At 61.1% G+C, this 24,353-nt stretch carries 25 protein-coding genes; 13 read left to right on the top strand and 12 right to left on the bottom strand.

From position 1 onward, the window contains the following. Positions 1–111 precede the first annotated feature (111 nt). Positions 112–426 carry an Imm63 family immunity protein gene (locus BS629_RS23920; RefSeq protein ID WP_018517208.1) on the top strand — a complete coding sequence of 105 codons (315 nt, stop codon included), beginning with the start codon at positions 112–114 and terminating at the stop codon, positions 424–426. A gap of 28 nt (positions 427–454) precedes the next feature. Here the strand turns inward: BS629_RS23920 and BS629_RS23915 are convergent, their stop codons facing one another. The 8 genes from BS629_RS23915 to BS629_RS23880 all read right to left on the bottom strand — a co-directional run bounded on the left by BS629_RS23915 (position 455) and on the right by BS629_RS23880 (position 9,085). Continuing rightward, positions 455–2,143 carry an ABC transporter ATP-binding protein gene (locus tag BS629_RS23915; protein ID WP_018246581.1) on the bottom strand — a complete coding sequence of 563 codons (1,689 nt, stop codon included), beginning with the start codon at positions 2,141–2,143 and terminating at the stop codon, positions 455–457. Then, positions 2,140–3,084: an acetamidase/formamidase family protein gene (locus BS629_RS23910; protein WP_018246582.1), complete on the bottom strand. Its 945-nt coding sequence runs from the start codon at positions 3,082–3,084 to the stop codon at positions 2,140–2,142. Before BS629_RS23910 ends, BS629_RS23915 begins: the two co-directional genes overlap by 4 nt. Before the next feature lie 67 nt (positions 3,085–3,151). Continuing rightward, positions 3,152–4,771, bottom strand: a complete 1,620-nt coding sequence (locus BS629_RS23905; RefSeq protein ID WP_018246583.1) for an ABC transporter substrate-binding protein — start codon at positions 4,769–4,771, stop codon at positions 3,152–3,154. Positions 4,772–4,796: 25 nt separating this feature from the next. After that, positions 4,797–5,717, bottom strand: a complete 921-nt coding sequence (locus BS629_RS23900) for an ABC transporter permease (protein WP_018246584.1) — start codon at positions 5,715–5,717, stop codon at positions 4,797–4,799. Beyond that, positions 5,717–6,565, bottom strand: a complete 849-nt coding sequence (locus tag BS629_RS23895; protein ID WP_077988521.1) for an ABC transporter permease — start codon at positions 6,563–6,565, stop codon at positions 5,717–5,719. Before BS629_RS23895 ends, BS629_RS23900 begins: the two co-directional genes overlap by 1 nt. Then, positions 6,565–7,146 (bottom strand): ANTAR domain-containing response regulator, encoded by a 582-nt coding sequence (locus BS629_RS23890; RefSeq protein WP_018246585.1) that lies wholly within the window; start codon positions 7,144–7,146, stop codon positions 6,565–6,567. Before BS629_RS23890 ends, BS629_RS23895 begins: the two co-directional genes overlap by 1 nt. Continuing rightward, positions 7,143–8,276 (bottom strand): transporter substrate-binding protein, encoded by a 1,134-nt coding sequence (locus BS629_RS23885; RefSeq protein WP_018246586.1) that lies wholly within the window; start codon positions 8,274–8,276, stop codon positions 7,143–7,145. The genes BS629_RS23890 and BS629_RS23885 overlap by 4 nt, the downstream gene beginning before the upstream one ends. A 224-nt stretch (positions 8,277–8,500) precedes the next feature. After that, positions 8,501–9,085 carry a DUF1349 domain-containing protein gene (locus BS629_RS23880; protein ID WP_018246587.1) on the bottom strand — a complete coding sequence of 195 codons (585 nt, stop codon included), beginning with the start codon at positions 9,083–9,085 and terminating at the stop codon, positions 8,501–8,503. A gap of 229 nt (positions 9,086–9,314) precedes the next feature. Between BS629_RS23880 and BS629_RS23875 the strand changes: the two genes are divergently transcribed. The 6 genes from BS629_RS23875 to BS629_RS23850 all read left to right on the top strand — a co-directional run bounded on the left by BS629_RS23875 (position 9,315) and on the right by BS629_RS23850 (position 16,416). Further along, positions 9,315–10,841, top strand: coding sequence for an ABC transporter substrate-binding protein (locus BS629_RS23875; RefSeq protein ID WP_018246588.1), 1,527 nt, complete (start codon positions 9,315–9,317; stop codon positions 10,839–10,841). An 80-nt stretch (positions 10,842–10,921) separates the two neighbouring features. Then, positions 10,922–11,863, top strand: coding sequence for an ABC transporter permease (locus BS629_RS23870; protein WP_018246589.1), 942 nt, complete (start codon positions 10,922–10,924; stop codon positions 11,861–11,863). Continuing rightward, positions 11,863–12,732: an ABC transporter permease gene (locus BS629_RS23865; RefSeq protein ID WP_018246590.1), complete on the top strand. Its 870-nt coding sequence runs from the start codon at positions 11,863–11,865 to the stop codon at positions 12,730–12,732. The genes BS629_RS23870 and BS629_RS23865 overlap by 1 nt, the downstream gene beginning before the upstream one ends. Positions 12,733–12,767: 35 nt before the next feature. After that, positions 12,768–13,280, top strand: a complete 513-nt coding sequence (locus tag BS629_RS23860; protein WP_018246591.1) for a RidA family protein — start codon at positions 12,768–12,770, stop codon at positions 13,278–13,280. Between the two features lie 68 nt (positions 13,281–13,348). Continuing rightward, positions 13,349–14,545 (top strand): aminotransferase class V-fold PLP-dependent enzyme, encoded by a 1,197-nt coding sequence (locus BS629_RS23855; protein WP_018246592.1) that lies wholly within the window; start codon positions 13,349–13,351, stop codon positions 14,543–14,545. A 35-nt stretch (positions 14,546–14,580) separates the two neighbouring features. Further along, positions 14,581–16,416 carry an ABC transporter ATP-binding protein gene (locus tag BS629_RS23850; RefSeq protein WP_018246593.1) on the top strand — a complete coding sequence of 612 codons (1,836 nt, stop codon included), beginning with the start codon at positions 14,581–14,583 and terminating at the stop codon, positions 16,414–16,416. A 31-nt stretch (positions 16,417–16,447) separates the two neighbouring features. On the opposite strand, the gene BS629_RS23845 is transcribed toward BS629_RS23850, so the two are convergent. After that, positions 16,448–17,662 (bottom strand): polyhydroxyalkanoate depolymerase, encoded by a 1,215-nt coding sequence (locus BS629_RS23845; protein WP_077988520.1) that lies wholly within the window; start codon positions 17,660–17,662, stop codon positions 16,448–16,450. A 122-nt stretch (positions 17,663–17,784) separates the two neighbouring features. Between BS629_RS23845 and BS629_RS23840 the strand changes: the two genes are divergently transcribed. The 4 genes from BS629_RS23840 to BS629_RS23825 all read left to right on the top strand — a co-directional run bounded on the left by BS629_RS23840 (position 17,785) and on the right by BS629_RS23825 (position 20,308). After that, entirely contained in the window at positions 17,785–18,438 is a 654-nt protein-coding gene (locus tag BS629_RS23840; protein ID WP_077988519.1) for a glutathione S-transferase, read from the top strand. 114 nt (positions 18,439–18,552) lie between these two features. After that, complete coding sequence (locus BS629_RS23835) at positions 18,553–19,371, top strand: bifunctional allantoicase/(S)-ureidoglycine aminohydrolase (protein WP_026188779.1); 819 nt, start codon at positions 18,553–18,555, stop codon at positions 19,369–19,371. Positions 19,372–19,390: 19 nt separating this feature from the next. Continuing rightward, on the top strand, positions 19,391–19,912 hold the full coding sequence (locus BS629_RS23830; protein WP_018246596.1) for a GNAT family N-acetyltransferase: 522 nt from the start codon (positions 19,391–19,393) through the stop codon (positions 19,910–19,912). Positions 19,913–19,933: 21 nt separating this feature from the next. Continuing rightward, positions 19,934–20,308 carry a type II toxin-antitoxin system RelE/ParE family toxin gene (locus BS629_RS23825; protein ID WP_018246597.1) on the top strand — a complete coding sequence of 125 codons (375 nt, stop codon included), beginning with the start codon at positions 19,934–19,936 and terminating at the stop codon, positions 20,306–20,308. A 14-nt stretch (positions 20,309–20,322) separates the two neighbouring features. Here BS629_RS23825 and BS629_RS23820 read toward each other — a convergent pair whose 3' ends face one another. Beyond that, positions 20,323–20,637, bottom strand: coding sequence for a helix-turn-helix domain-containing protein (locus BS629_RS23820; protein WP_011655201.1), 315 nt, complete (start codon positions 20,635–20,637; stop codon positions 20,323–20,325). Between the two features lie 515 nt (positions 20,638–21,152). Between BS629_RS23820 and BS629_RS23815 the strand changes: the two genes are divergently transcribed. After that, positions 21,153–21,890: a hypothetical protein gene (locus BS629_RS23815; protein ID WP_026188781.1), complete on the top strand. Its 738-nt coding sequence runs from the start codon at positions 21,153–21,155 to the stop codon at positions 21,888–21,890. Positions 21,891–21,896: 6 nt separating this feature from the next. On the opposite strand, the gene BS629_RS39310 is transcribed toward BS629_RS23815, so the two are convergent. Continuing rightward, the gene (locus tag BS629_RS39310; RefSeq protein ID WP_018246599.1) at positions 21,897–22,058 is read right to left on the bottom strand and encodes a hypothetical protein; all 162 of its coding nucleotides are present in this window, start codon (positions 22,056–22,058) and stop codon (positions 21,897–21,899) included. Between the two features lie 817 nt (positions 22,059–22,875). After that, complete coding sequence (locus BS629_RS23810; RefSeq protein WP_018246601.1) at positions 22,876–23,436, bottom strand: hypothetical protein; 561 nt, start codon at positions 23,434–23,436, stop codon at positions 22,876–22,878. Positions 23,437–23,995: 559 nt separating this feature from the next. Here BS629_RS23810 and BS629_RS23800 point away from each other — a divergent pair. Then, entirely contained in the window at positions 23,996–24,337 is a 342-nt protein-coding gene (locus tag BS629_RS23800) for a hypothetical protein (RefSeq protein ID WP_018246603.1), read from the top strand. Positions 24,338–24,353: the final 16 nt, after the last annotated feature.

Genomic DNA, 24,353 nt, shown 5'->3' with positions numbered 1-24,353 from the left:
AAATCTCTGCTTCTTCATTCGTCCGTCCCTTAATAGGCCGGACTCTAATCCATTCTGGAGGAAATTCTCAGTGGCAGGTCAAAAACCATCGTGCAATTTCAAGGTGACGGGATGGCAACGCCATACGTCGACCTTAGAGACAATGACGAAATATATTACGTCGTTGAAGAGCGTGGCGTCGAACTGGAGAGAGTGAAATGCTCGTCAATCGACGATGTTTTGTATTTTCTATTTTCGGACATAACGCATGACATGGCTTCCAGCCATGCGGCCACGCATGGCAAGCCAGGCACGGAATTCAGAAGGCTTATGTTTCAGGAGCAGCTTAGGCTATTGGAACTCGCGTCAAAGGAATGGCGGCTAAAAAGAGAATTGGAAATCGAGGAAGTCTTGCGTAAGGCGCCATACAACGACGGAATCACCTGATCTCAAATGCGATACCAAGTACCCTCAATCACGCATGCGCTTCCCTGCCGCGATAGACCTCCGGATCGGGGATCGGAACCGCGGCGATCAGCGCGCGGGTGTAGTCATCTCTGGGGTTCTCGAAGATTTCCCGCCGTGTGCCGGTTTCGATGATGCGGCCGGCGCGCATGACAGCTACGTTGTGGGACATGCGCTCGACCACCGCCATGTCGTGGGAGATGAACAGATAGGCGAGCCCCATCGTTTCCTGGAGTTCGAGCAGCAGGTCGAGCACCCGGGCGCGGACGGAGACGTCAAGGGCCGCGACGCTTTCGTCGGCGACGATCAACTTGAGCTCCAGCGCCAGCGCCCGGGCAATGCAGATGCGCTGGCGCTGGCCGCCCGAAAATTCGTGCGGGTAGCGCGTCGCCGCATCAGGCGTCAGGCCGACCCGGCGCAGCAGTTCGGCGACGCGGTCCTGCCGTTCGCTGTGGTTGCCGATACCGTGGATGACCATCGGTTCGCCGATCGCCTTGCCGACGGCCGTGCGCGGGTCGAGCGAGGCATAGGGATCCTGGAATATCATCTGCGCCGAGCGGCGCACGGGCCGCATCTCACGCTGGCTGAGGCCGGCGATGTCATGGCCGTCGATCAGGACGTTGCCCTTGAAGGGGATGAGACCGAGGACGGCCTTGCCCGTCGTCGATTTGCCGGAGCCGCTTTCGCCGACGAGGCCGAGCGTTTCACCCGGCAGGATATCGAAGGACACGCCTTCCACGGCTGCGACCGGCGGCTTGCCCTTGAAAAACCGGCTTGCGGCATTGCCATAGGTGACGGTGAGGTCGCGCACGTTCAGGACCGGCGTGCGATCCGGATGCAGTGTCTCGACGGCGCGTTGGGTGATGCGCGGCGGACGGTCGGTGCCGGCAAGCGCGCCGAGCCGCGGGACGGCGGCCAGCAATTGCTGGGTATAGGCCTCCTTCGGTCGCTGGAAGATGGCGAGCGCCGTTCCTTGCTCGACGATCCTGCCATTCTGCATGATGACGACGCGATCGGCCATTTCGGCGACGACGCCCATGTCGTGGGTGATGAGGATGATCGAGGCGCCGAATTCGCGCTTCAACTCGCGCATCAGCCGGAGGATCTGCGCCTGCACGGTGACGTCGAGCGCGGTCGTCGGCTCGTCGGCGATCAGCACCTTCGGCCGGCAGGAGAGCGCCATGGCGATCATCACCCGCTGGCGCATGCCGCCGGAAAGCTCATGCGGATATTGCTTCAGTCGCCGCGCCGGCTCGGTGATCTGCACGGCGTCGAGCATCTTCAGCGCCACCGCCTCGGCGTTCTCGCTGCCCTGGTGCGCGCGGATTGCCTCGGTCAGCTGGCTGCCGACCGACATGACCGGGTTCAGCGAGGTCATCGGCTCCTGGAACACCATGGCGATATCGCCGCCGCGCACGCTGCGCATCGCCCGGTCGGAAAGCTTGAGCAGGTCGCGCTCGCCAAGCAGCACGCTGCCGGAGGCGACCTTCAGCGAGGCTTTCGGCAAGAGCCCCATGATCGACAGCGAGGTGACCGACTTGCCGGAGCCGGATTCGCCGGCAATGCAGAGCGTTTCGCCGCTTGCAAGCTCGAAGCTGATATCCTGGAGCACCGGCTTGCGGCCTTCGGGTGTGCGGGCATCGACGTTCAGATTGCGAAGGCTGAGCACCGGCGCTGCGGCTGGCATGGCTTCGTTCACGCGAACACGATCCTCGGGAAGTAGAAGGAAACCACCCAGTTCGGCTGGTCGACGATCTCGCTGATCCGGAGATCGCCGCAGACCGAGCAGAGCAGATAGGCATCGATGGCGCTCATGCAGTGTTCGGCGCCGAGAAGATCGATCATCCGCATGACGCTTTCGCGCGCCCCGGTCATCAGATCAGGGCCAATGCCTGTCGTCACTTCGTAGCCGGCGCCGTCGAGATGGCGGGTCACCGGTTCGGTCGTGGTGAAGCGCGGCGTCTGCAGCTTGGCGTCCTTGACGAGCTCAATCGTCGCTTCGACGTTCATCTGGCTTTCGATCGCCGTGCCGCAGACTTCGCCATCGCCCTGGGCGGCATGGGTATCACCGATTGAAAACAGCGCGCCGTCGACCTCGACGGGCAGATAGAGCGTCACCCCCGCCGTCAGGTCGCGGATGTCCATGTTGCCGCCGACGCGACGTGGGGGAACGACGGAATGGGTGCCGGGCTCGGCGGGTGCGACGCCGATCGTGCCGGCGAAGGGCTTCAGAGGTACGCGGCCGCCCGGACCGTATAGAGCGGGCACCATGCTGTTGGCGTCATAGGACCACACGTGCAGCGCCGGATCCGTGAACTGATCGGCGAGCAGGCCGAAGCCTGGGATATTGGCCGTCCAGCCGACGCCCGAGGGGATGAACTTGCGCAGCGTCACCTTCAGCGCATCGCCGGGCTTGGCGCCTTCGATATAGACCGGGCCGGAGACGGGATTGATCTTGCCGAAATCGAGCGCGTTCAGCGTTTCCAGCGTCGCGTCGCTTCCGAGCTGGCCACCTGATGAATCCATGCATTCGAAGTGGATCGTCTCGCCGGGCTTGGCGACGACGGCGGGGGCGAAATCCTTGTTCCAGCCGAAATTATGCTGGGCGCGGTGGATGGTATGGGTGCAGGCGATGCACATGTCATGTCTCCCTCAATTTTATGATGCCTTCCCGGCAGGAACCGGGAAGGCTTTGTTTCTTCAGGGCTTATTGCTTCACGAAGATCGCGTCGTAATTGATGACGCGGGTCGGATCGATGTAGATGTTGTCAGCACCGCCCATGCGCAGCGACTTGGCGACGACGCGGCGTTCGTTGATGACAGGGATCCACGGCGCATCGGCCATGATGTCGGTGAAGATCTTGCCCCAGGCGGCGGTGCGTTCGGTCGCCTTTGCCGGATCGGACATGGAGTCGGCGGCAACGGCCCGCTTGTCGAGATCGGCGTTGCAGTACCATGACCAGTTCCAGCCGCCCGGAACCGCACCGGCGCAACCGAGGATCGGGCCATAGAAGTTGGACGGATCCGGGAAGTCGGCGATCCAGGCCATGCCGCCCGACCAGATCATCGGCGCTTCGCCTTCCGTGCCGCCGGCCGAGATGACGTTTGCCTGGGCCAGCGCCCGGACTTCGGCCTTGACGCCGATGGCGGCCAGATCCTGCTGGATCGCCTGGGCGATACGCGGCTGCGGATCGGTGTTGGTGGAGTAGAGCACGGTCTCGAAGCCATCGGGATAGCCGGCTTCGGCCAGCAGCGCCTTGGCTTTCGCCACGTCATAGGCATAGCCGGTGAAGGCCTTGTCGTAGCCCGGCATCAGCGGCGGCAGCGGCTGGTTGGCAGGCGTTGCGCGACCGTTGAGGATGCGGGTGATGCGGTCCTTGTTGATCGCCATGTTCAGCGCCTGGCGAACCTTGACGGTGTCGAAGGGCTTCAACTTGGTGTTCAGCGTGATGTAGCCGGTGTGCAGCTGTTCGCCGTCGACGATCATCTGCGCGCCGTCGGCCGAATTCTTGATTTCGAGGAACTTCGCCGGCGGAATGCCATCGCCGGCAATATCGACCTCGCCCTTCTGCAGGCGCAAGAGCGCCACCAGCGGCTCCTGGCCGACTTCGACCTTAAAGCTGTCGATATAGGGAACGCCCTTGACGAAATAATCCTTGTTGCGCTCGAAAACGAGCTGCTGGCCGATCGTCCAATCCTTCAGGATGAAGGTGCCGGAGCCGACCGGCTTCTTGCCGAAGTCGCCGGCGGCCGCCTCGACGGCTTCCTTCGGCACGACCGAGGCGAAGTTGATCGCAAGCACGTGCAGGAAGGTGGCGTCGGGGCGCGAGAGGTTGAAGATGACGGTGCTATCATCCGGCGTCTCGATGCCGGAGAGCGTCGTCGTCTTGCCGCCGGTTTCATCCTCGAAGCCCTTGATGGCGCCGAAGAAGCCGGCGCCGGGGCCTTGCGTCTTCGGGTCGACGGCGCGTTCGATCGAATATTTCACGTCGGAGGCGACGACCTCACGGCCGTTCGAGAACTTCACACCCTTGTGCAGCTTGAAGGTATAGGTCAAGCCATCGGGCGAAACGGTGAAGCTTTCGGCAAGCGAGGGAACCGGGTTCGGCGTGCCGGGCGCATAGTCCATCAGGCGGGAATAGAGGCTCTTGATCATCGACCAGTTGACCCAGTCGTAGCCGATCGCCGGGTCGAGCGTGGTGATGTCGTCCTTGTAGGTGACGACGATATCGCCGCCCTGCTTAGGCGTTTCCTCGGCCATGACGGATAATGGGGCGAGCGCCACCATCGTTGCCATGGTCGTCTGTTGCAGCCAGCGTTTGAACATCTTGGTTCCCCTTCTTTGGTTGCTGTCAGCGTGTGCGGATGCGCGGATCGATGACCGGCGCGACGAGGTCGGCAAGCAGATTGCCGATGATGATGGCGAGCGCCGACGTCAGCGTGACGCCCATGATGATCGGGATGTCGACCTGCTGGATCGCCTGCCAGGCGAGCTGGCCGATGCCGGGCCAGCCGTAGACCGCTTCGACCACGACCACGCCGCCCATGAACTGGCCGATATCGATGCCGATCATCGCGATGATCGGCAGCACGGCATTGGGCAGTGCATGCCGCAGGATGACGCGCTTCGAGGAAAGGCCCTTGGCGCGCGCCGTGCGGACATAATCCTGGTTCAGCACGTCGATCATCGATGAGCGCACCATGCGGGCGTACCAGCCGGCGCCGCATATGCCGAGTGTGACGGCCGGCAGGACGAGATGCGAGAAGCTGCCGTAGCCGCTCATCGGAAACCAGCCGAGCGTTGCCGCCAGCAGGTAGAGCAGCAGCAGAGCGACGAGGAACTGCGGCGCCGAGGTGCCGACAAAGGAGGCCATCATCACCAGCCGGTCGACGAAGCCGCCGCGGCGCACCGCGGCGATGGTGCCGAGCGTCAGGCCGAGCACCACCTCGACGACGATGCCGGCAAGCATCAGTGTCAGCGTCGCCGGCAGGCGGGCGGCAATCAGCGTCCAGACATCGGTCTTCTGCGCATAGGAGCGGCCGAGATTGCCGTGCAGCAGATTGCCGAGATAGGTGCCGAACTGGACCAGCAGCGGCTGGTCGAGGCCGAGCTCATGGCGGATGTTGGCGACCGTCTGGGCCGTAGCGCTGCGGCCGGCGATCATGCGGGCAGGATCGGCCGGAAGGGCGTAGAGCAGCACGAAGGTGATGGCCGCTACGCCGAGCAGGATGAGAGCCGCCTGCGCCAACCTGCGCAGCATGAGGGACGCCATCAGCCCCTCCCGCGCTGGGTCGGGTCGAGAATGTCGCGCAGCGCGTCGCCCACCAGATTGAAGGAAAGCGCCGTCAGAAGGATGATCGCGCCGGGAATGAAGACCAGCCAGGGGGCGGCCTGGAAATAGCTTTGGCTCTCGAAGATGACATTGCCCCAGGAGGGCTGCGGCGGCTGGACGCCGACGCCGAGGAAGGAGAGTGTGGCCTCGAGCAGCACGGTGGTGGCGATGCCGAGTGTTCCCCAGACGATTGCCGTCGGCACGAGATGCGGCAGGATATGCATGAAGAGCACGCGCATATGGCCGGCGCCGAGCGAGCGCTCGGCCATGATGAAGTCGCGCTCCACCAGGCCGCGCGTCTCGGTATAGACGATGCGGGCGACCTGCACCCAGTTGACGAGCGCGATCACCATGGCGACGATCCACAGGCTCGGCTTCAGCAATGCCGCGAGCACGATGGCGAGCAGCAGCGCCGGAAAGGCCATCATCAGATCGGTGAAGCGCATCAGGATGTTGCCCGGCAGCCCGCGGAGATAACCGGCAACGATGCCAACGAAGAGGCCGATCGCCACCGCGATGCCATTGGCGACAAGGCCGATGATCAGCGAGGTGCGGGCACCGAAGAGCAGGCGGGAGAAGAGGTCGCGGCCGAGCGTGTCGGTGCCGAGCAGATAGGGACCGCCCGGCGGCAGCGGCGCGCCTTCGAGCGAGAGGCCGTCAAACATCTGCTCGTCCGGGCTGAACGGCGCGATCCACGGCGCTGCAATTGCGAGCCCGATGACGAGTGTGACGACGATCAGGCCGAAGAGGGCGGTCGGCTGGCGGATCATCTGTTTCAGCACATGCATCAGCCCGCCTCCGGCAGAGGTTCTGCACCCGCCAGGATGAAGGCTGATATCTGCTCCATCGGCAGGCGGCGGCGCATGGCGCAATTGCGCAGGATTGCGTAAGCACTCTCCTCGTCGATACCGCGTGCGGCCCGAAGTTTTTCGACGGCGGCGTGCACGAGCGGCCGCAGCCGGACGCGCTCTTCGAGATATTGCAGCTTTTCCGCGGTCGCCTTGCGCTCCTGATGAATGGAGACGGCCATGACAAGCGCCGGATAAACGGCCGATGTGGCGATCGGCTTGGCGATGATCGCGCCGGCACCCTGTCCGAGCGCCCAGGCGATGCGGCCGGGCGCTTCCGAACCAAGCAAGGCGACGACGGGGCAGGCAGGCGTTTCACCATTCCAGGGCAGCAGATCGTCCCAGCCCTGGTCGGCATCGACGATGACGAGATCGGGCAGTGCCGCGGTCGAAAGCGGCGCCCATTGCAGGGTTGCGTGGATGCCGAGCAGGCGAAGCTGGCGGATCAGCCTTTCGGTGTTGCCGTCCTCGCGATGCAGGACCATCGCCTGCCAGCCGGTGAAATTGGGTGTCTCTCTCATGACACCACCCTCAGCCGCGGCAAGGTCTGTCGGTTGCGGCCGGTCAGGTAGGGGTCGGCGGCGAGCGGCGGCCGCGAGGCGACGACATCGAAGCCGTTGTCGGCGTTGATCCGGCCGAGATGGAAGGGCAGGGCGGCATGATTGGTCTCGCGGTCGATCGAAAGCGCGCCGAACAGCGTCGGCCAGGATCTATTGTAGAGCTCGCGCCGGACGGCATCGGGCTCGTCACTGCCGGCAGCGACGATCGCATCGACACAGAGCCGGACGGCCGTATAGGCGCTGGCAAAGACGCTGGAGACACGCCGCTCCGCGCCGTGATGCTCGGTGACACGGGCCTTGAAGGCGGCATTTTCGGGGGTCGCGATACTGTCGAAATAGGAAGCGGCGCAAAGCTGGCCGGCGGCGGCACCGGCGGCGATATCGTCGAGCTCGCATTCCATCAGGTCGCAGCTCACGACCGGGCAGTTTTCCGCGCGGAAGGCCGGGTCGCGATCACCGAGGGCCTTGATCGCCTCCAGGAAAGCGTAGCTTGAGGGGCCGATCAGATTGTTGAGGATGAAGCTCGGGCGGCGTTGCGCGATCTCGGCGACGATGCGCTCGACGGCGGTTTCCTCAAGCGGAAGATAGCGTTCGCCAAGCACCTCGCCGCCGGCATTGGTAATGAGTTCGCGGGCGAGCCGGTTCATTTCCCAGCCCCAGACATAGTTGGCGCCGACGAGATAGGGCCTTGCGCCGTAACGCGGGATCAGGTGCTCGAACAGCGGCAGCAGATGCTGGTTCGGGCAGCCGCCGACATAGATGACGTTCTCGTTGGCCTCGAAGCCTTCATAGGGGCACATATACCAGAGCAGGCCGTCATGTTTCTCGACGAGCGGGATGACCTCCTTGCGTGCCGCCGAGGTAATCGTGCCGACGATATGGCGGCAGCCGGCGCGCAGAAGATGGCGCGCACCGTCGAGATAGGCGGCAAGATCGGCATGCGGGTCGAAGAAGACGGGCTCGATCGCCAGCCCGTCGACGCCGGCATATTCGGCCATCGCGAAATCGGCACCGTCGCGCGCGTCGCGGCCCATCGAGCCGTAGGGTCCGGTGGTCGAAAAGAGGATGCCGATTTTCAGCGCGTCATTCATGAAGTGACCACATCAAAAACCCCACGACGCTGGTCCCATCGAGCGATGAGGCGTCATGGGGCGAAACTGCCCAGAGACTATCGGAGTCATGTCAACGCGGCAGGCCGTCTGCCTATTCCGCAGGCTTGAGTAAAATACAGGCAGCTTGTCTTTGTCAAGTGTGCTGCGCTGCACTCGCAGTCATTTGATCTTGTTCTTTCGGTAGGGCCGCGAAAGGACGCTCTCTAGCTCAAATCATGCAGATCCCTGGTGATCGCCGGCCCAATCGAGAATTCGGAGAAACGCACCGTCAGTCCGCTCCGCTCCGGCGTGCAGGCTGTGGGTCCGACCTCGTAGTGATCGGCAGCCGGGAAGGGGGCGAGCCGCAGCAGCGGCCAGAAGCTGCCGTCGCGCGAAGCCTGGATGCGCATTGCGCCGTTGGCGACAGTCACGCGGATGCGAAAATCCTCCAATTCCGTGAAGGGCTGCGCCACGGACCAGTCGGACTTGCCGTCGGTGACGACGGTGCTGAGGAAGGCTTCGCCGTCGGTGAATTCGACGCCTGTCTTCACCCAGTGTTTCTCGTCAATGCGCACCATCAGGCCGGCCTGGTCGTAGAGCGTGCGGAATTCGCCCTGGACGCGGATTTGCGCTGTGAAGCCTTTGCTCGTGGGAAAGGCGAGGAAATGGCCGTTGTCGCGGATGAATCCGTAGTGGGTTTCTCGCCAGAAATCGGTTTTTTCATCGGTCGTCAGGGTGAGGCCGGTTTCGTTCGCGAGCCAGCGTGCCGGTTCGTTCAACCATTTTCCGGCGTTGAAATCGATGCTCATCCTGTTCTCCCGTTCCGTTAAAAGTCTCACCGCAGGGCGAGTGACTCACCTTGGCATAATGCGCGGTCTTGTTGCAGGCGGGCGCAGCCGAAGATTGTGTGTTTTTCCGGCGTCCCAGTATCCGCCGCGAGCATAATCTGTCGCCCGTGCTTGACAGGATCGATCCATCTCCTATTCTGTTACAAAAAGATGAATTGCATAATTGTGGAACTATATTGGGAGCCCTCACATGAAAACATTGGTCGCATTCCTTCTCGGCACTGCGCTCGTCGCCCTGCCTTCGACGCTCCTTGCCCAGGAAAAGGGCGGCGTCATCAACGTTGCGACGATCGGTGAGCCGCCGACGCTCGATCCGATGTCGTCGACGGCCGATCTGGTCGGCATCGTCACTCAGCACATTTTCGAAACGCTCTATACCTTCGACAAGAGCTGGAACGTCACGCCGCTTCTGGCCGAAAGCCTGCCTGAGATCAGCGCCGACGGCAAAACCTATACGATCAAGCTCAGGACCGGCATCAAGTTCCACGACAATACCGACATGACCTCGGAAGATGTCGTCGCCTCGCTTGGCCGCTGGATGAAGATCGCCTCGCGCGGCAAGCAGGTGGCCGGTTTCATCGACAAGGTCACCGCCGTCGATCCGGCGACTCTCACCATCACGCTGAAGCAGCCCTATGCGCCGCTGACCTCGCTGCTTGCCTTCAACAATTCGGCGGCGATCATCATCCCGTCCGAAAAGCAGGACGAGCCGATGAAGGACTTCATCGGCACCGGTCCCTATATGCTGAAGGAGCGCAAGGCCGACCAGTATATCCAGCTCGTCCGCTTCGACGGCTATAAGTCCCGCGAAGGCGACAGCAACGGTTATGGCGGCGCCCGCCATCAGTATCTCGATGAGATCCGCTTCGTGCCGGTGCCCGATCCGAACACCCGCGTTGAGGCCGCTATTTCCGGCCAGTATGATTATGTCGACTCGATCCCTGTGGAATCCTACGACAAGCTGAAGGCCTCCACCGCCTCGCAGCCGATCATCCTCAAGCCCTTCGGTTATCCGGTCTTCGTCTTCAACACGGCCGATGGCATCAACAAGAATGTCGAAGTCCGCAAGGCGATCCGCCAGGCGCTCAGCATGGAAGACATGCTGGCCGCGGCTTTCGGCAGCAAGGATTTCTACGCGCTCGACGGCGCCATCTATCCGAAGACCTTTGCCTGGTCGACGGATGCTGGCGTCGAGGGCGCCTATAACGTCGCCGATCCGGAAGGGGCGGCCGCTGCCGCCAAGAAGGCCGGTTACAACGGCGAACCGATCCGGATTCTGACCAGCCGCCAGTACGAGTTCCATTACAAGATGGCGCAGGTCGCCGCCGAATATCTGAAACTTGCCGGCTTCACCGTCGATATGCAGGTTGTGGACTGGGCAACGCTGACGCAGCGCCGTACCGATCCGAAGCTCTGGGATATCTACATCACCCATAGCCCCTTCCTGCCGGAGCCGGCCCTCATCGGCTCGCTTTCGACCAGCTCGCCGGGCTGGTGGGATACGCCGGCCCGCAAGGCCGCCGTCGATGCCTTCACTTCGGAAGTCGATCCGAAGAAGCGTGTGGCGCTCTGGGCCGATGTCCAGAAGGCCGTCTATGCCGACGCACCCTTCATGAAGATCGGCGACTTCAACGCCGTTTCGGCAGAATCGACCAAGCTCGAAGGCGTCGAGCCGGCTCCATGGCCGTATTTCTGGAATGCGTCGATCAAGAAGTAAGCGTCGCCATCGGTACCGGCCATTCCTGACCGGTACCGGTCTTATTTTTCGCAGCATCTGCAAAGGTTTGCCAGGCATTCATGATACGCTACATCCTCCAGCGCCTGTTCGGCATGATCGTCGTGATGTTTCTCGTCGTCACGATCGTCTTCGTCATCGTGCGCGTGACGCCGGGAGATCCGGCCGCCGTCATGCTCGGGCCGGATGCGACGCCGCAGGATATTGCCGATCTCAGATCCCGGCTCGGCCTCGATCAGTCTCTCGGCCTGCAATATGTCTATTATATCGGCCAGCTGCTGAAGGGCGATCTCGGCCAGTCGATCTTCCTCAACATGCCTGTCACCTCGGCCTTGCTCGACCGCGCCGAGCCGACCTTCTTCCTGACGCTGTTCTCGCTTGCTATCGCCAGCATCATCGCCTTGCCGATCGGCATCTATGCCGCCTATCGGCGCGGCTCCTTCGTCGACCAGGCGGCAACGACGCTCGCGATGTTTGCCGCTAGCATTCCAAGCTTCTGGCTCGGTCTTATCCTGATGCAGTTCTTCGCCGTCAGGCTCAATCTCTTCCCGGTTTCAGGTTATGGCGGTCCCGGTTCGACCTTCTTCGAGCGGATGTATCACCTGACGCTGCCCGCCTTTGCGCTCGGCATCGTCTCCTCGGCGCTGATCCTGCGTTTCACTCGCGCCTCGATGCTCGATGTGCTCGGCGACGATTATATCCGCACGGCGCGCGCCAAGGGGCTGATCGAGCGCCGGGTGATCCTCAAGCACGCGCTGAAGAATGCACTGATCCCGATCCTGACGGTGATCGGCCTGACGGCAGCGGTGCTGATTTCGGGCGCCGTCGTCACCGAAACCGTCTTCGGCCTGCCGGGTGTCGGCAATCTCGTCGTCTCGGCGGTTCTGCGCCGCGACTATCCGGTCATCCAAGGGGCGCTGCTCGTCATCGCCGCGCTCTACGTGCTGATCAATTTTGCGATCGACATGCTTTATCTGTTGATCGATCCGAGGGTGCGCTACTGATGGCCGATATCGCAATCAAACCAGTCGAAGGCGAGGGCAGCAAATTCGTTCGCCGTCTGCTGAAGCGCAAGACGGTCGCCTGCGGCCTGGTGATCCTGACGATCTTCGTGCTTCTGGCGGTCTTCGCGCCTGTTGTCGCGCCCTATTCGCCGTCCAAGCTTTCCATTGTCAACCGGCTGAAGCCGCCGAGCGGCATGTTCTTCTTCGGCACGGACGAGTTCGGCCGCGACGTCTTCTCGCGCACGATCTTCGCCGGCCGCCTGTCGCTGCTTGTCGGTGTTGCGGTCGTGACCCTGTCGGCCATGATCGGCGTGACGCTCGGCCTGCTTGCCGGCTTCTTCCAGAAGCTGGATACGCCGATCGCCCGGCTGATCGACGCGATGATGGCGTTTCCGGATATTCTGCTGGCGATCGCGCTCGTCGCAGCCCTCGGTCCCTCGCTGACGACCGTCATCATCGCGCTGTCGATCGTCTATGCGCCGCGCCTTGCCCGCATCGTCCGCGCGTCGACGCTGGTCATTCGTGAGCTGCCCTATGTCGAGGCGGCAAGGGCGCTCGGCATCTCGACCTTCCATATCATGACGCGACATGTGCTGCGCAATCTGCTGTCGCCGATCCTGGTGCAGGCGACCTTCCTTTTCGCCAGCGCGATGCTTGCCGAAGCCGGCCTGTCTTTCCTCGGCCTCGGCGTCAGCCCCGAAATCCCGACCTGGGGAACGATGATCGCCGCCGGCCGCCAGTATATCGGCCAGGCCGACTGGATGACGCTGTTTCCTGGCGTCGCCATTATTCTCTCCGTGCTGTCGCTACAGATGGTCGGCGACGGCCTCAGGGACATGCTCGATCCAAGACTTCGCAAGGATCTTTAATCTGCCGACCGTGGGTCGGCCCAATCGAAATTCGCATGACAGGAGTTTGCGTGAATCAGTTTCCTACCGCCGCCGGCAAGGTCGAGAACTCGCCTTACGAACGGCTTGCCGCCCTCGGCATTACGCTTCCGCCGCCACCGCCGCCGATCGCCAACTTCGTGACGCATGTGTTGGAGGGCAACATGCTCTACCTCTCCGGCCAGGGACCGCGCGAGGCCGACGGCTTCATGCATGCCGGCAAGGTCGGCGGTGGGGTCAGTGTCGAGGCGGCCTACGGCCATGCGCGGCTGACCGGCATCAACCTGCTTGCAGTCATGCATGACGCGCTCGGCGATCTCACCCGGGTCAAGCGGGTGGTGAAACTGCTCGGCATGGTCAATGCCGTGCCTGAGTTCGAGGATCATCCGAGCGTCATCAACGGCTGCTCGGATCTGCTGATCGCAGTCTTCGGCGCGGCCGGCGAACATGCCCGCTCGGCCGTCGGCTTCGGTTCGCTGCCCGGCAACATCACCGTCGAGATCGAGGCAATCGTCGCCTTGCACGGTTGATGGGAGCTCGACACACTTGATCGACCGCCCCATGTTTCGTTTTTCGACCCAGAATCCTGGAGATCTCCATGTCCACTGATATCCGCCCGTCGCTCGGCCTGCGCCCTGTCATCAATGTATCGGGCACGATGACCAGCCTCGGCGCATCGATCGTCGTTCCCGAAGCCATCGAGGCGATGGCATCGATCCTGCCTCACTTCGTCGAGATCAACGACCTGCAGCGCAAGGCAAGTGGCGTCATCGCCCGGCTGACCGGCGGCGAGGCGGGCTTCGTCACCGCCTCTTGCTCGGCCGGCATTTCGCTCGCCGTCGCCGGCGCGATCACCGGCAACAATCTGCTGGCGATCGAGAGGTTGCCGGATGTCGTGCCGGAGAAGAACGAAGTGCTGGTGCAGATGGGCCATGTCGTCAGTTACGGCGCTCCGGTCGATCAGGCGATCCGGCTTGCCGGCGGCAAGGTCGTGCTTGTGGGGCAGGCGACCTCGACGCATCGCTTCCACATGGAAAACGCCATCACCGACAAGACCGCAGCCGCCGTCTATGTCGTCTCCCACCATGTCGTCGATTACGGCCTGTTGAACCTCAAGGAATTCGTCGAGATCGCCCATGCCAAGGGCGTGCCCGTCATCGTCGATGCAGCCTCGGAATATGACCTGCGGATCTTCCTCGAGCAGGGGGCCGATATCGCGCTCTACTCCGGCCACAAGTTCCTCGGCGGCCCGACCTCGGGCATCGTTGCCGGCAGGAAGGAGCTGGTGCGCCACGCCTTCCTGCAGAATATGGGCATCGGTCGCGGCATGAAGGTCGGCAAGGAGAGCATCTTCGGCGTCATGGCGGCACTCGAAGCCTGGGAAAATCGCGACCATGCCGGCATCCGGGAACGCGAGACCAGCTATCTCAACCTGTGGAAGCGCACGCTCGACGGCCGCCCTGGCCTCACTGCGCTGATCGAGCCTGACCCGACCAACAATCCGCTCGATCGGCTGCGCCTGATCGTCGATCCCGAGCAGGCGCATATCACTGCCTGGGATCTGGCGGATGCGCTTGCCAAGGGCAGCCCGCCGATCATCGTGCGTGATCACGAGGTGGAGCACCGCTATTTCTACCTCGACCCGTGCAATCTGCACCCGGGCGAGGAGACGATCGTCGCGGAGCGCCTGGCGCAGGAACTCGACAAGGCGCGCGCCTCCAACGAGATCATCGCAACGCCGATCGAAAACCGCAGCAGGCACCGCTTCGACGGTGCGCTGCGCTGGCCGGATTGATCCGCCGCCGCTCATCTGCCGCAAGAGGAACCACCATGGCCAGTGCCCAAGCGCAACCGATTGAGACAACCAGCGCCGTTCTTTCCGTCGAAAGGCTGACGACGTCCTTCCTGGTGGACGGCGTCTGGAAACCGGTCGTGCGCGACGTTTCCTTCACCGTGGCGCCGGCGGAGACGGTGGCGATCGTCGGCGAATCCGGCTCGGGCAAGAGCGTCACCTCGCTCTCGATCATGCGGCTGCTGCAGGCGGACACGAGCCGTGTCGAGGGCCGCGTCATGCTCGGCGGGCGCGACCTGCTGGCATTGCCGGAAAATGCCATGCGACAGGTGCGCGGCAACGAGGTGGCGATGATCTTCCAGGAGCCGATGACATCGCTCAATCCGCTCTTCACCATCGGCGACCAGATTTCCGAAGCGCTGCTCTGCCATTCCGACATGAGCAGGGCAGATGCCAAAGCCGAGACGATAAGGCTGCTGGAAAAGGTCCGCATCCCCTCTGCCGCTTCGCGCTTCGGCGAATATCCGCATCGTTTTTCCGGCGGCATGCGCCAGCGGGTGATGATCGCCATGGCGCTCGCCAGCCGGCCGAAGCTATTGATTGCCGACGAGCCGACGACGGCGCTCGACGTGACCATCCAGGGCCAGATCCTCGATCTCATCAAGGTGCTGCAGGACGAGGAGGGGACCTCCGTTCTGTTCATCACCCATGATATGGGCGTCGTTGCCGAGATCGCCGACAGGACGGTGGTGATGTATCGCGGCGAACAGGTGGAAAGCGGCGCCACCGCCGATATCTTCCACCGCGGCAAACATCCCTATACCAGGGCGCTCCTGTCAGCCGTGCCGGTGCTCGGCTCGATGCAGGGCCGGCAACGGCCGCTGCGCTTCCCCGTGGTCAATACCGCAACGGGTGAATCCGACATTCCCGCCGAGGCCGCCGATACCGTCGCTGCGACGCCGGTCCTGCAGGTGAAGAACCTTACGAAGCGCTTCGACATTCATTCCGGTCTCTTCGGCCGGCTGACCAGCCGGGTGCACGCGGTCGAAAACGTCTCCTTCGATCTTCATGCCGGCGAGACGCTGTCGCTGGTCGGCGAATCCGGCTGTGGCAAATCGACGACCGGCCGCGCCATCATGCGGCTGATCGAACCGCAGGCCGGTTCCGTTCTGGTCGAGGGCAGGGAGGTACTCGGCCTCGACAGGAAGGATCTGCGCGAGATGCGCAAATCCGTGCAGATGATCTTCCAGGATCCCTTTGCCAGCCTCAATCCGCGCATGACGGTCGGCGCAGCGATCGTCGAACCCTATCTCGAACACAGGATGGGCAACTCAAAACAGGCAAAGGACGTCGTCGCCGACCTGCTGGTGAAGGTCGGTCTGTCCTCGGATATGGCCGCGCGTTATCCGCATGAATTTTCCGGCGGCCAGCGTCAGCGCATCTGCATCGCCCGCGCGCTTGCCTTACAGCCGAAGGTCATCGTCGCCGATGAAAGCGTCTCGGCGCTCGACGTTTCGATCAAGGCGCAGGTCATCAACCTGATGCTGGATCTGCAGCAGAGCCTCAACCTTGCCTTCCTGTTCATCTCGCACGACATGGCGGTGGTCGAACGCGTCAGCCACCGGGTGGCGGTGATGTATCTCGGCGAGATCGTCGAGATCGGCCCACGGGGCGCGGTTTTCGAAAATCCGCAGCATCCCTATACGAAGAAACTCATTGCGGCAGTGCCCGTGCCCGATCCAGACCGTCGCCATGAAAAGCGGATGGTGGCGAACGACGAGATCAAGAGCCCGATGCGATCAGTCGACTATCAGCCCGCGAGCACTTCTTATCGCGAAGTCGGGCCGGGCCATCTGGTCATGGCCGATCGGTAAACTTGCCGTCGCGTTTCGGATTTGGCGGGCACTATTCCATGGCCAGGATCATGTTGCGCACGACGGGGTAGATTTCCCCCTCCCAACGACGGCCGTTGAAGACGCCGTAATGTCCGACATTGGCTTGAAGATGATGGCGCTTCAGATGCGGGCGCAGCGCCCGACAGAGATCGTGCGCGGCCGAGGTCTGGCCGAGGGCGCAGATATCGTCGCGCCCACCCTCGACGGTCAAAAGCGCGGTGTTGCGGATCTGGCCCGGATCGACCTTGCGGCCATGGTGGGTCAAGTCGCCGGTTGCGAGTTCCGCTTTCTGGAAGACGCGTTCGATGGTCTCGATGTAGAATTCCTCGGTGAGGTCGAGCACTGCGAAATATTCGTCATAGAAATTCTTGATCTTGCCGGCCTCGGCGGTCTCGCCCTTCGCCAGATGGTCGTAAAGCTTGCGATGAGCGTCCTGGTGGCGCTCCATGTTCATCGACATGAAGGCGACGAGCTGAAGGAAGCCGGGATAGACGCGCCGTCCGGCGCCCCGATAGCGCCAGGGAACAGCTGCGATCAACGAATTCTCGAACCAGGCGAGCGACTTCGACACCGCGAGTTCGTTGACTTTCGTCGGGCTTTCGCGCGGATCGATCGGCCCGGCCATCAGCGTCATGGTGCGTGGGGTGGCGGGATGCCGCTCTTCCGACATCACGGCAACGGCGGCCAGCGCCTGCACGCAGGGTTGGCAGACGGCGAGGATATGAGCGCCCGGACCGATCTCCTCCAGGAAGCGGATGATATAGTCCACATAATCGTCCATGCCGAAACGCCCTGCCGACAGCGGCACGTCGCGGGCATTGGCCCAGTCGGTGATATAGACGTCGTGATCGCGCAGCAGGGTCTGCACGGTGCCGCGCAGGAGTGTGGCGAAATGACCGGACAGCGGTGCGACGACCAGCACCCGCGGTCGCGGCGCGTCTGTTTCCGCTGCAAAGCGCAGCAGCGTGCCGAAGGGCATGTCGAGCACGGTCTCGACGGTGACGGGCGCCATGCGGTTGCCGATCATCGCCGAGGTGATGGCGAAGTCTGGACGTTCGTGGGTGATCTCGAAGCGTGAGATCATCTCCAGCGCACCGGCGAAGTGCCGGCCCATACTGCCGACAGGTTCCCAGAACGCTGTCGCAGAGAAGATCTGCAGGCGCCGTGCCAGATCGCGCAGGGGCGCGATGAGATCATCCTGGAACTGATAGGCCTGATAGAGCATGGCCGAAATCTCCCGCACTGCCGCATCGATGCGGCGGTGCAAAAAATGCTAGTGGAATATGTCCTGCCATGCGAGAAGATTATCGAGGAAGAAGCAACATTGTCCGACAAGGATAGAGCCCGATGTCGCAGGCGGCACTGACGATTTCCTCGAAGAACTACTCCTCATGGTCTCTGCGCGGCTGGCTGCTGTGCCGGATGGCGGGGCTGGACTTCGCCGAAGTCCTTGTGGAGCTGGATGACGAGCCGCGCCAGGAACTGCTTCTGCTTTCACCGTCGGTTCTAGTGCCGAGGCTGACCCATGACGACGTGACGGTCTGGGACACGCTGGCTATCGCGGAATATCTCCACGAAGTGGCGCCCACTGCCGGGCTCTGGCCCGCCGAGCGCGCGGCGCGCGCCCGCTGCCGGTCGGTCTCGGGTGAGATGCATTCGGGTTTCCACAATCTGCGCTCGGCATTGCCGATGAACCTCAAGGCGCGGCATGCAAGCTTCAAGATATTCTCGGGCGCGCGGCCCGATGTCGAGCGCGTCAAGGCCATCTGGACCGAATGCCTCGAGGCAAGCGGCGGGCCTTGGCTGTTCGGGACCGCGCCGACCGTGGCCGATGCGATGTACGCGCCGGTCTGCACCCGCTTTCGCACCTATGCGGTGGAGTTGGAGCCGCGGCTCGCAGCCTATGTCGAGACGGTACTGTCATGGCCGCTGATGGGCGAATGGACCGAAGGGGCGTTGGTCGAGCCGGACGAGATCGTCGAGCTGGAAGTCGAGTTCTGACGGAAACGCGGCCGGTCGGCTCCGCATCGATTTTCACGGTCGAATTAGGAGTTGCCTGGAAGGTGAGCGGCGCATAAAGCAGATGCAATGCCAAATGCCGCGAAGCCTGGACCGATGAACAGAGATTATTATTCCAAACTCGGCGGACTACCGCCGCAAACCGAGCTGCTTTCCAGCAAGGCCGTCTTCACCACAGCCTATGCGGTCATCCCGCGCAGCGTCATGACCGACATCGTCACCAGCGTCCTTCCCCATTGGACGGGGACACGGGCATGGGTTCTCTCCAGGCCGCTCTCCGGTTTCTCCGAGACTTTCTCGCAATATGTGATGGAAGTTCAGCCGGGCGGCGGAAGCGACCGGCCAGAGCCCGACAAGCGGGCTGAAGCAGTTCTATTCGTCGTCGAAGGCGAGATGACAGTGGAACTCGAAGGCGTCAGCCATGCGCTTCGCAGCGGCTCGTTCGCCTATATTCCGGCGGGTTCGGTCTGGTGCCTGAAAAACGGCGGCTCGACTGCGGCAAAATTCCACTGGATTCGAAAGGCCTTTCAGGAGGTGGAGGGGCTAGAGCCGCCTCCGGCGATCTTCACGCATGAGGACGAACACGCCATCTCGGCAATGCCGGACACTGATGGACGTTGGGGGACGACTCGGTTCATCGATCCGGCCGATGTCCGCTACGACATGCACGTGAATATCGTGACTCTGGAGCCGGGTGCCGTGATCCCCTTCATGGAAACCCATGTCATGGAGCATGGTCTCTATGTGCTGGAAGGCAAGGCGGTCTATCGGCTGAACCAGGATTGGGTCGAGGTCGAGGCCGGCGACTTCATGTGGTTGCGCTCCTTCTGCCCGCAAGCATGTTACGCCGGTGGCCCCGGCCGTTTCCGCTACTTGCTCTACAAGGACGTCAACCGTCACATGACGCTCTGGTAGGATCTGTCGCAGAGGGACGATGAGGCTCGAAAGCGAACGTCTGATTTTGAGACCCTGGCGATCGCAGGATCGCAAGCCCTTCGCTGCGATCAATGCCGAGCCCGACGTTATCAGATATCTCAATCCTCTGACCGGCGAACAGTCGAATGCTATGCTCGACCGCATCGACCTTCACTTCGAGGATCATGGCTGGGGGTTCTGGGCGCTGGAGGAGAAGGCAAGCGGCGAGTTGATCGGTCTCTGCGGTCTCAACAATGTTTCGCCGGCTTTGCCGTTTGCCCCGGCAGTCGAAATCGGTTGGCGGCTTTCAGCGTCGCGGCATGGCGCCGGATATGCGCGCGAGGCCGCGGAACGGTCTCTCGACTTTGCATTCAACGATCTGAATCTTGACCGCATCGTCAGCTTCACGGTGCCCGCAAACAGCAATTCCTGGGGTTTGATGAGACGACTGGGAATGAACCGGATCGGTGAGTTCGATCATCCCAATTTGGCCGACGGGCATCCGTTGCGCCGTCACGTGCTCTACGAGAAGGTCAGCTAGAAAGAGGGCTATCGTGAAGTGATGGGGAAAAATGTCAAAAAAATGAATTTAGAGTACGTGAATAACTCCGTGCTGAAGGCGATGAAGGCTCTCCCAAAGGAGATCGCACTCCAATTTGCGACGGACCTGCAGAGGGTGCAAGAAGGCAAGAGCCCCCTGTCGGATTTTAAACATTTAAAGGGTATCGGGCAGGGCGGGGTAATCGAATTAATCGAAAACGGCAGCCCGGCTTATCGGGCAGTCTACTGCGCCAAGTATGAAGATACGGTGTTCGTATTGCACGCATTCACCAAGACCACGAACGGGGTAGACAGGGCTGCAATGAAGACGGTGGAGGAGCGCTACAAGGCCATGATGGCCGAGGTGAACGCGCGAAAGAAGCAAAAGAAGAATTGAGACAACTGAGGCCGCTAGGCGGCCTCTGTCATTTCCACATCACAGACGATTCTGTGATGTTCAAAGGATGGTTTGAAGCGAACGCCGAGGCGAGCCAGGTAGCCTATGAGCCGATCAGCGGAGAACAGATGAACCTTTCCCCGCATCAGCTCACTAACTCGTGGCTGTGGGATGCCTAGTGCTTCTGCTACATCTGCTTGCTTCCAACCGCGATCCTCGAAGAGATCGACGAGAGCGGAGATCAACGACGCGCGGAAGCTCAAGTCGGCGGCTTCATCTTTGTCGTCAACGAGTGACTCGAAGACGTTGTCGTAGACAAGCCGTTCCATATGATAACCCCTTTATACAGGTTCCAGTATATAGGTCAAAATGACGGGACCGTCAAGCTGGTTCCGTAAATCGCTTCGCCCCGCCTACGAAAAGCTGCATCGCACCGTCAGCTTTACGGTGCCGGCAAACATCAAAGAGACGACGGGGGATGAGCTGGATCGGTGAGTTCAATCATCCCAATTCGCCGAGGTGCATCGCTTGCGCGATCACGTGCTCTACGAACTGCGATTATCAAACGGTATTGCCGCCGCATTCGAAATCAACCCTTGAGAGCAACTGTTCTAATTCGCAATCTGTCTTAACAATGTCAAAGCTGAATAGATGTGCGACGTCACCAGCCAGTTAGAAATGCGACATTGGCCCCTCAGTCAGCCCCCGATCCGACCGGCTTGACCGGTTGCAAGGGAGGAGCGGGTTAGACCCACCCCTTTAGCTTTCTCACTGGCAATTGTTTTCTCGCCGGTCGATATTCGCTGGCACTTGCATGGCCCAGGACAGGGATCAAAGTCGCACGATGCTTCCGGAAATCAAGCTGCAGGGTAACATTGACGTCGCCGCGCTGTCACCACTTCTGCGCGGCATGCTTCTTTCGGTTGCCTATGCTTACGATGAGGGTGGCATAGGATTGACGGCAACCGGCGCCATGAACCGCAAGTTCGTGCATTGGGCCGCTGTGCACTTCCTCTGGCCAGGCTTCACAGCCGAAGACCTCTACAGCATGAACAAGGTACTCAATGAAAGCGACATGCCGCCGCTTTGGGTCGTGCGCGACATGACCCGTCATCTGAAGCTTCTTCGCCGGAAAAAAGATGTGCTGCTGCCAACCAGACGCGGTCGGGAGTTCCTGGTGAACCCGCAAGCCTTCTTCGATCTGGTCGCCACGGACTATCTCTATTCGTATGTCCACACCACCGAGCGGGAAGAGCAGGTCCGAGCGCGGTTACGCTGGTGGCGCATGTTCCTCAATCTTCTCAATATCAAGGCCAGAGAAGGGTGCACGCCAATAGACATTGTGAAGATCCTCTATCCAGACTTGGCGCCTCTGTCGGACACCGAAATGACCATAGAAGCCTGGAAGTTGAAATCCGATCTCCAATATGGCGTCTTTCGACGCCTGTGCTGGCTCGGTGTGCTCTATGAGGCACGAGAGGGGCTCACGCTCCTCCAGGATGGAGCCTTCCACAAGACGCCACTTTGGCCAGCTTGCCTGCAGTTGGAATCGGATACGCAGAGCGACATCGGCGTGCATTGACGCTGTTTATTCCGCCGCTGGCTGCCTCATCAACGCTTTCTCTCGTCGCGCAAGAACCTTCGGATCGTTCATGAAATCCGTGCGCCGACCGGGCTTGCGACCGTCGATGACTTTCGACAAAACCTCGATCCGCTGCAGGTCACGCTCGCTCATCGCAATCAGTCCCATCGGCAATCTCCCACGTCATCAAACGCGGGGAGTGTGACATTCCAACTTTGCAGAAACAGGACACTTCAACTTTGCGGCTACAGGCAAAAGTGGCATAAGATATCTTATGGAACTATAGGCGTCTGCTTGGTCTTGGGTTGATATCGCACGGGTCGGAAAAACCGGGAAATGTGACGGTAGCCTCCAACTCTCTGCTTAGTCAGTTGATGAATAGAAATGCCGCATGACAGACCATCACGCAACGATGGGCTGGTCCGAATTGATTGGAAATGCGCCGACAAAAATTGCGTGAAAGTACGTGCCACAAAAGCCGATTAGATCGCCTTGTGCCTACGCCAGCCCAGGGCCCAAATCACTCGCTACGCCAATGATCACAACAGCGGGCTGAATTCCCTAGTTGTCCTAGTTCTTTTCGCGCTGCTCGGTCATCCTGACCTTGAGCTTTTTGTGATCGCGTCGGTGGCCGATAATAATCCTTATTGGGTGCGGCTCGAAGTCTGCGCCCAACCTCGCTCCTAACTTGCCATCAAGCTGAGTTTCTTTGGGCAACGGGCTTCGAGTACGCGGTATCATTGCGCTTTAGTTCGGCTTGGGATTTCAAATCAATTACGCGTGGTTCCAAGCTTCCAGCGGAGCCATTGGTATCGATCCGGTTGTCGTGGCGGCGATTAGACTTGGTCTGGTTTTGTGTTTCCTTCCTCGGCTGCTCAAAAGTTCGCGGAATCGGCGTAGCCGCCACTAGGCGATCCCTCTGCCGTGGACGTGTTCGATAGCGGAGGGAGATGGAATACGCTACGCAAACGCCGTGGAGCCAGGCCTACCAGATCACCTTGGAAAGTTCGGAGAGGACATCGTTGCCATAGCTCTCGTCTTTGATGCTGAACTCAGCCTCGCCAGACACGAGATTGAAGTTAAAATAGACTTCAGCCTGATCTTGTCCGAGGAAAATCTTGGTAGTGTACCAGTCTCCAGGACCGCCGCCGAAACCGCCTCCGAAGGAGCGGATGGTCGGTGGTCCGAGAAATGCTATATCGAACGCTAGCGTGTCCTGTTTGGCGTCTGAAAGGCGAAGATCGCTCGCTTCCAGGGCTTTGCCCAGTTCGGAAAGGAAATGCGTGGGGCGCGGCCCGCCTGTGACATGGCGGAACATGCCATGCGACTCGCTCTTTAGTTCGATGGCGAATTTCGTTTCGTCGTCACCCTCACCATACGACGCCATCAAAGCGAGGTCATCGGCGTTCGACTTAACGGGCAGCGGTGTGATCTTGAAGGCAAGCGACCCCGGAGACCGGCCGTCGGTAACCTGATCCTGTGCATATACGCCGCCCGACAAAGCAGCTCCTGCAAAGACTATCAGGGCGGAGCGTCGGCTGATCATGTCATTCTCCTGAGAAAGAAACTGCGGCCGCTGACATAGCACATCCTCCTTGGCTCCGTCGCGGACCGCATGGAGGTTCATTCGGGGCCTGCCCTGCGGGTAACTGGCGGTTCACCATCTCACTAAAGTATGTGTGAAGCGATGCGCCGGTCTAGTTGATTTCAAAGGGATTTCAGGCTGAGGTGAACGCTTCCACTCTAAGGCTTCAGTATGCCGCGCTACGAAATACAAGCACTTGAGAACGGGATGTGGTCGGTCATGGATCGCCAGACCGGCAAGCCAATCGCCGACCGTGAGGGGGCCAGCGAACGGACGAGGCTGGAAGCCCAAGCCCTGGCTGATTTCCGCAACGGCATGTTGATTCCTCCCGCAAAGGAGCGGATTTCCTCCAGGCTCGAGAAGATACGTCGCGCCTGGGAACTGCTCTCTGGGAAGCACCAGCCACGGAAACCCGTCCGCGTAGTCCCAATCCGACCCTCTCAGCAATGTTCCGACGCCGTTTCAACAAGATGACTGGCGACCGGTCGGGAGGAGCGTTAACCGACCCGGAGAATGGTAAATGCGAAAGATTTTAGAAGCGTTTCGGGTCGAAGGCCGCAATGGCACTATGGTCGCCGTCGAAGGATCGACCGACGTCCCTATCGGCAGTAGGCTTATTGCGAGATTACATGTTCCTGGCAAAGAAATACGTGAAGTCGCAGCTTACAAGGACCGGCTTCGTCCCAGACCATTGAAGGAGTCGTCAACCGAGGGCTTCCTATTAGTTGGATTGGATAACTCCGAGATCAAAGACGGCGCGATGGTTGAGATAAGCAGCTCGCTTGCGTGTCAGTTCGCGATCTCTGCGACAGAACCCGAAATGATCTTCGCGCCAACCTACCTGGCTATGACCGGATTGTGAAACTGATGCAGAGGGT

The organism is Rhizobium leguminosarum bv. viciae USDA 2370, assembly GCF_002008365.1.
Taxonomy (GTDB): domain Bacteria; phylum Pseudomonadota; class Alphaproteobacteria; order Rhizobiales; family Rhizobiaceae; genus Rhizobium; species Rhizobium leguminosarum.
The sequence above is the reverse complement of the archived record's forward strand: the minus strand, read 5'-3'. Positions and strand labels throughout refer to the sequence as shown.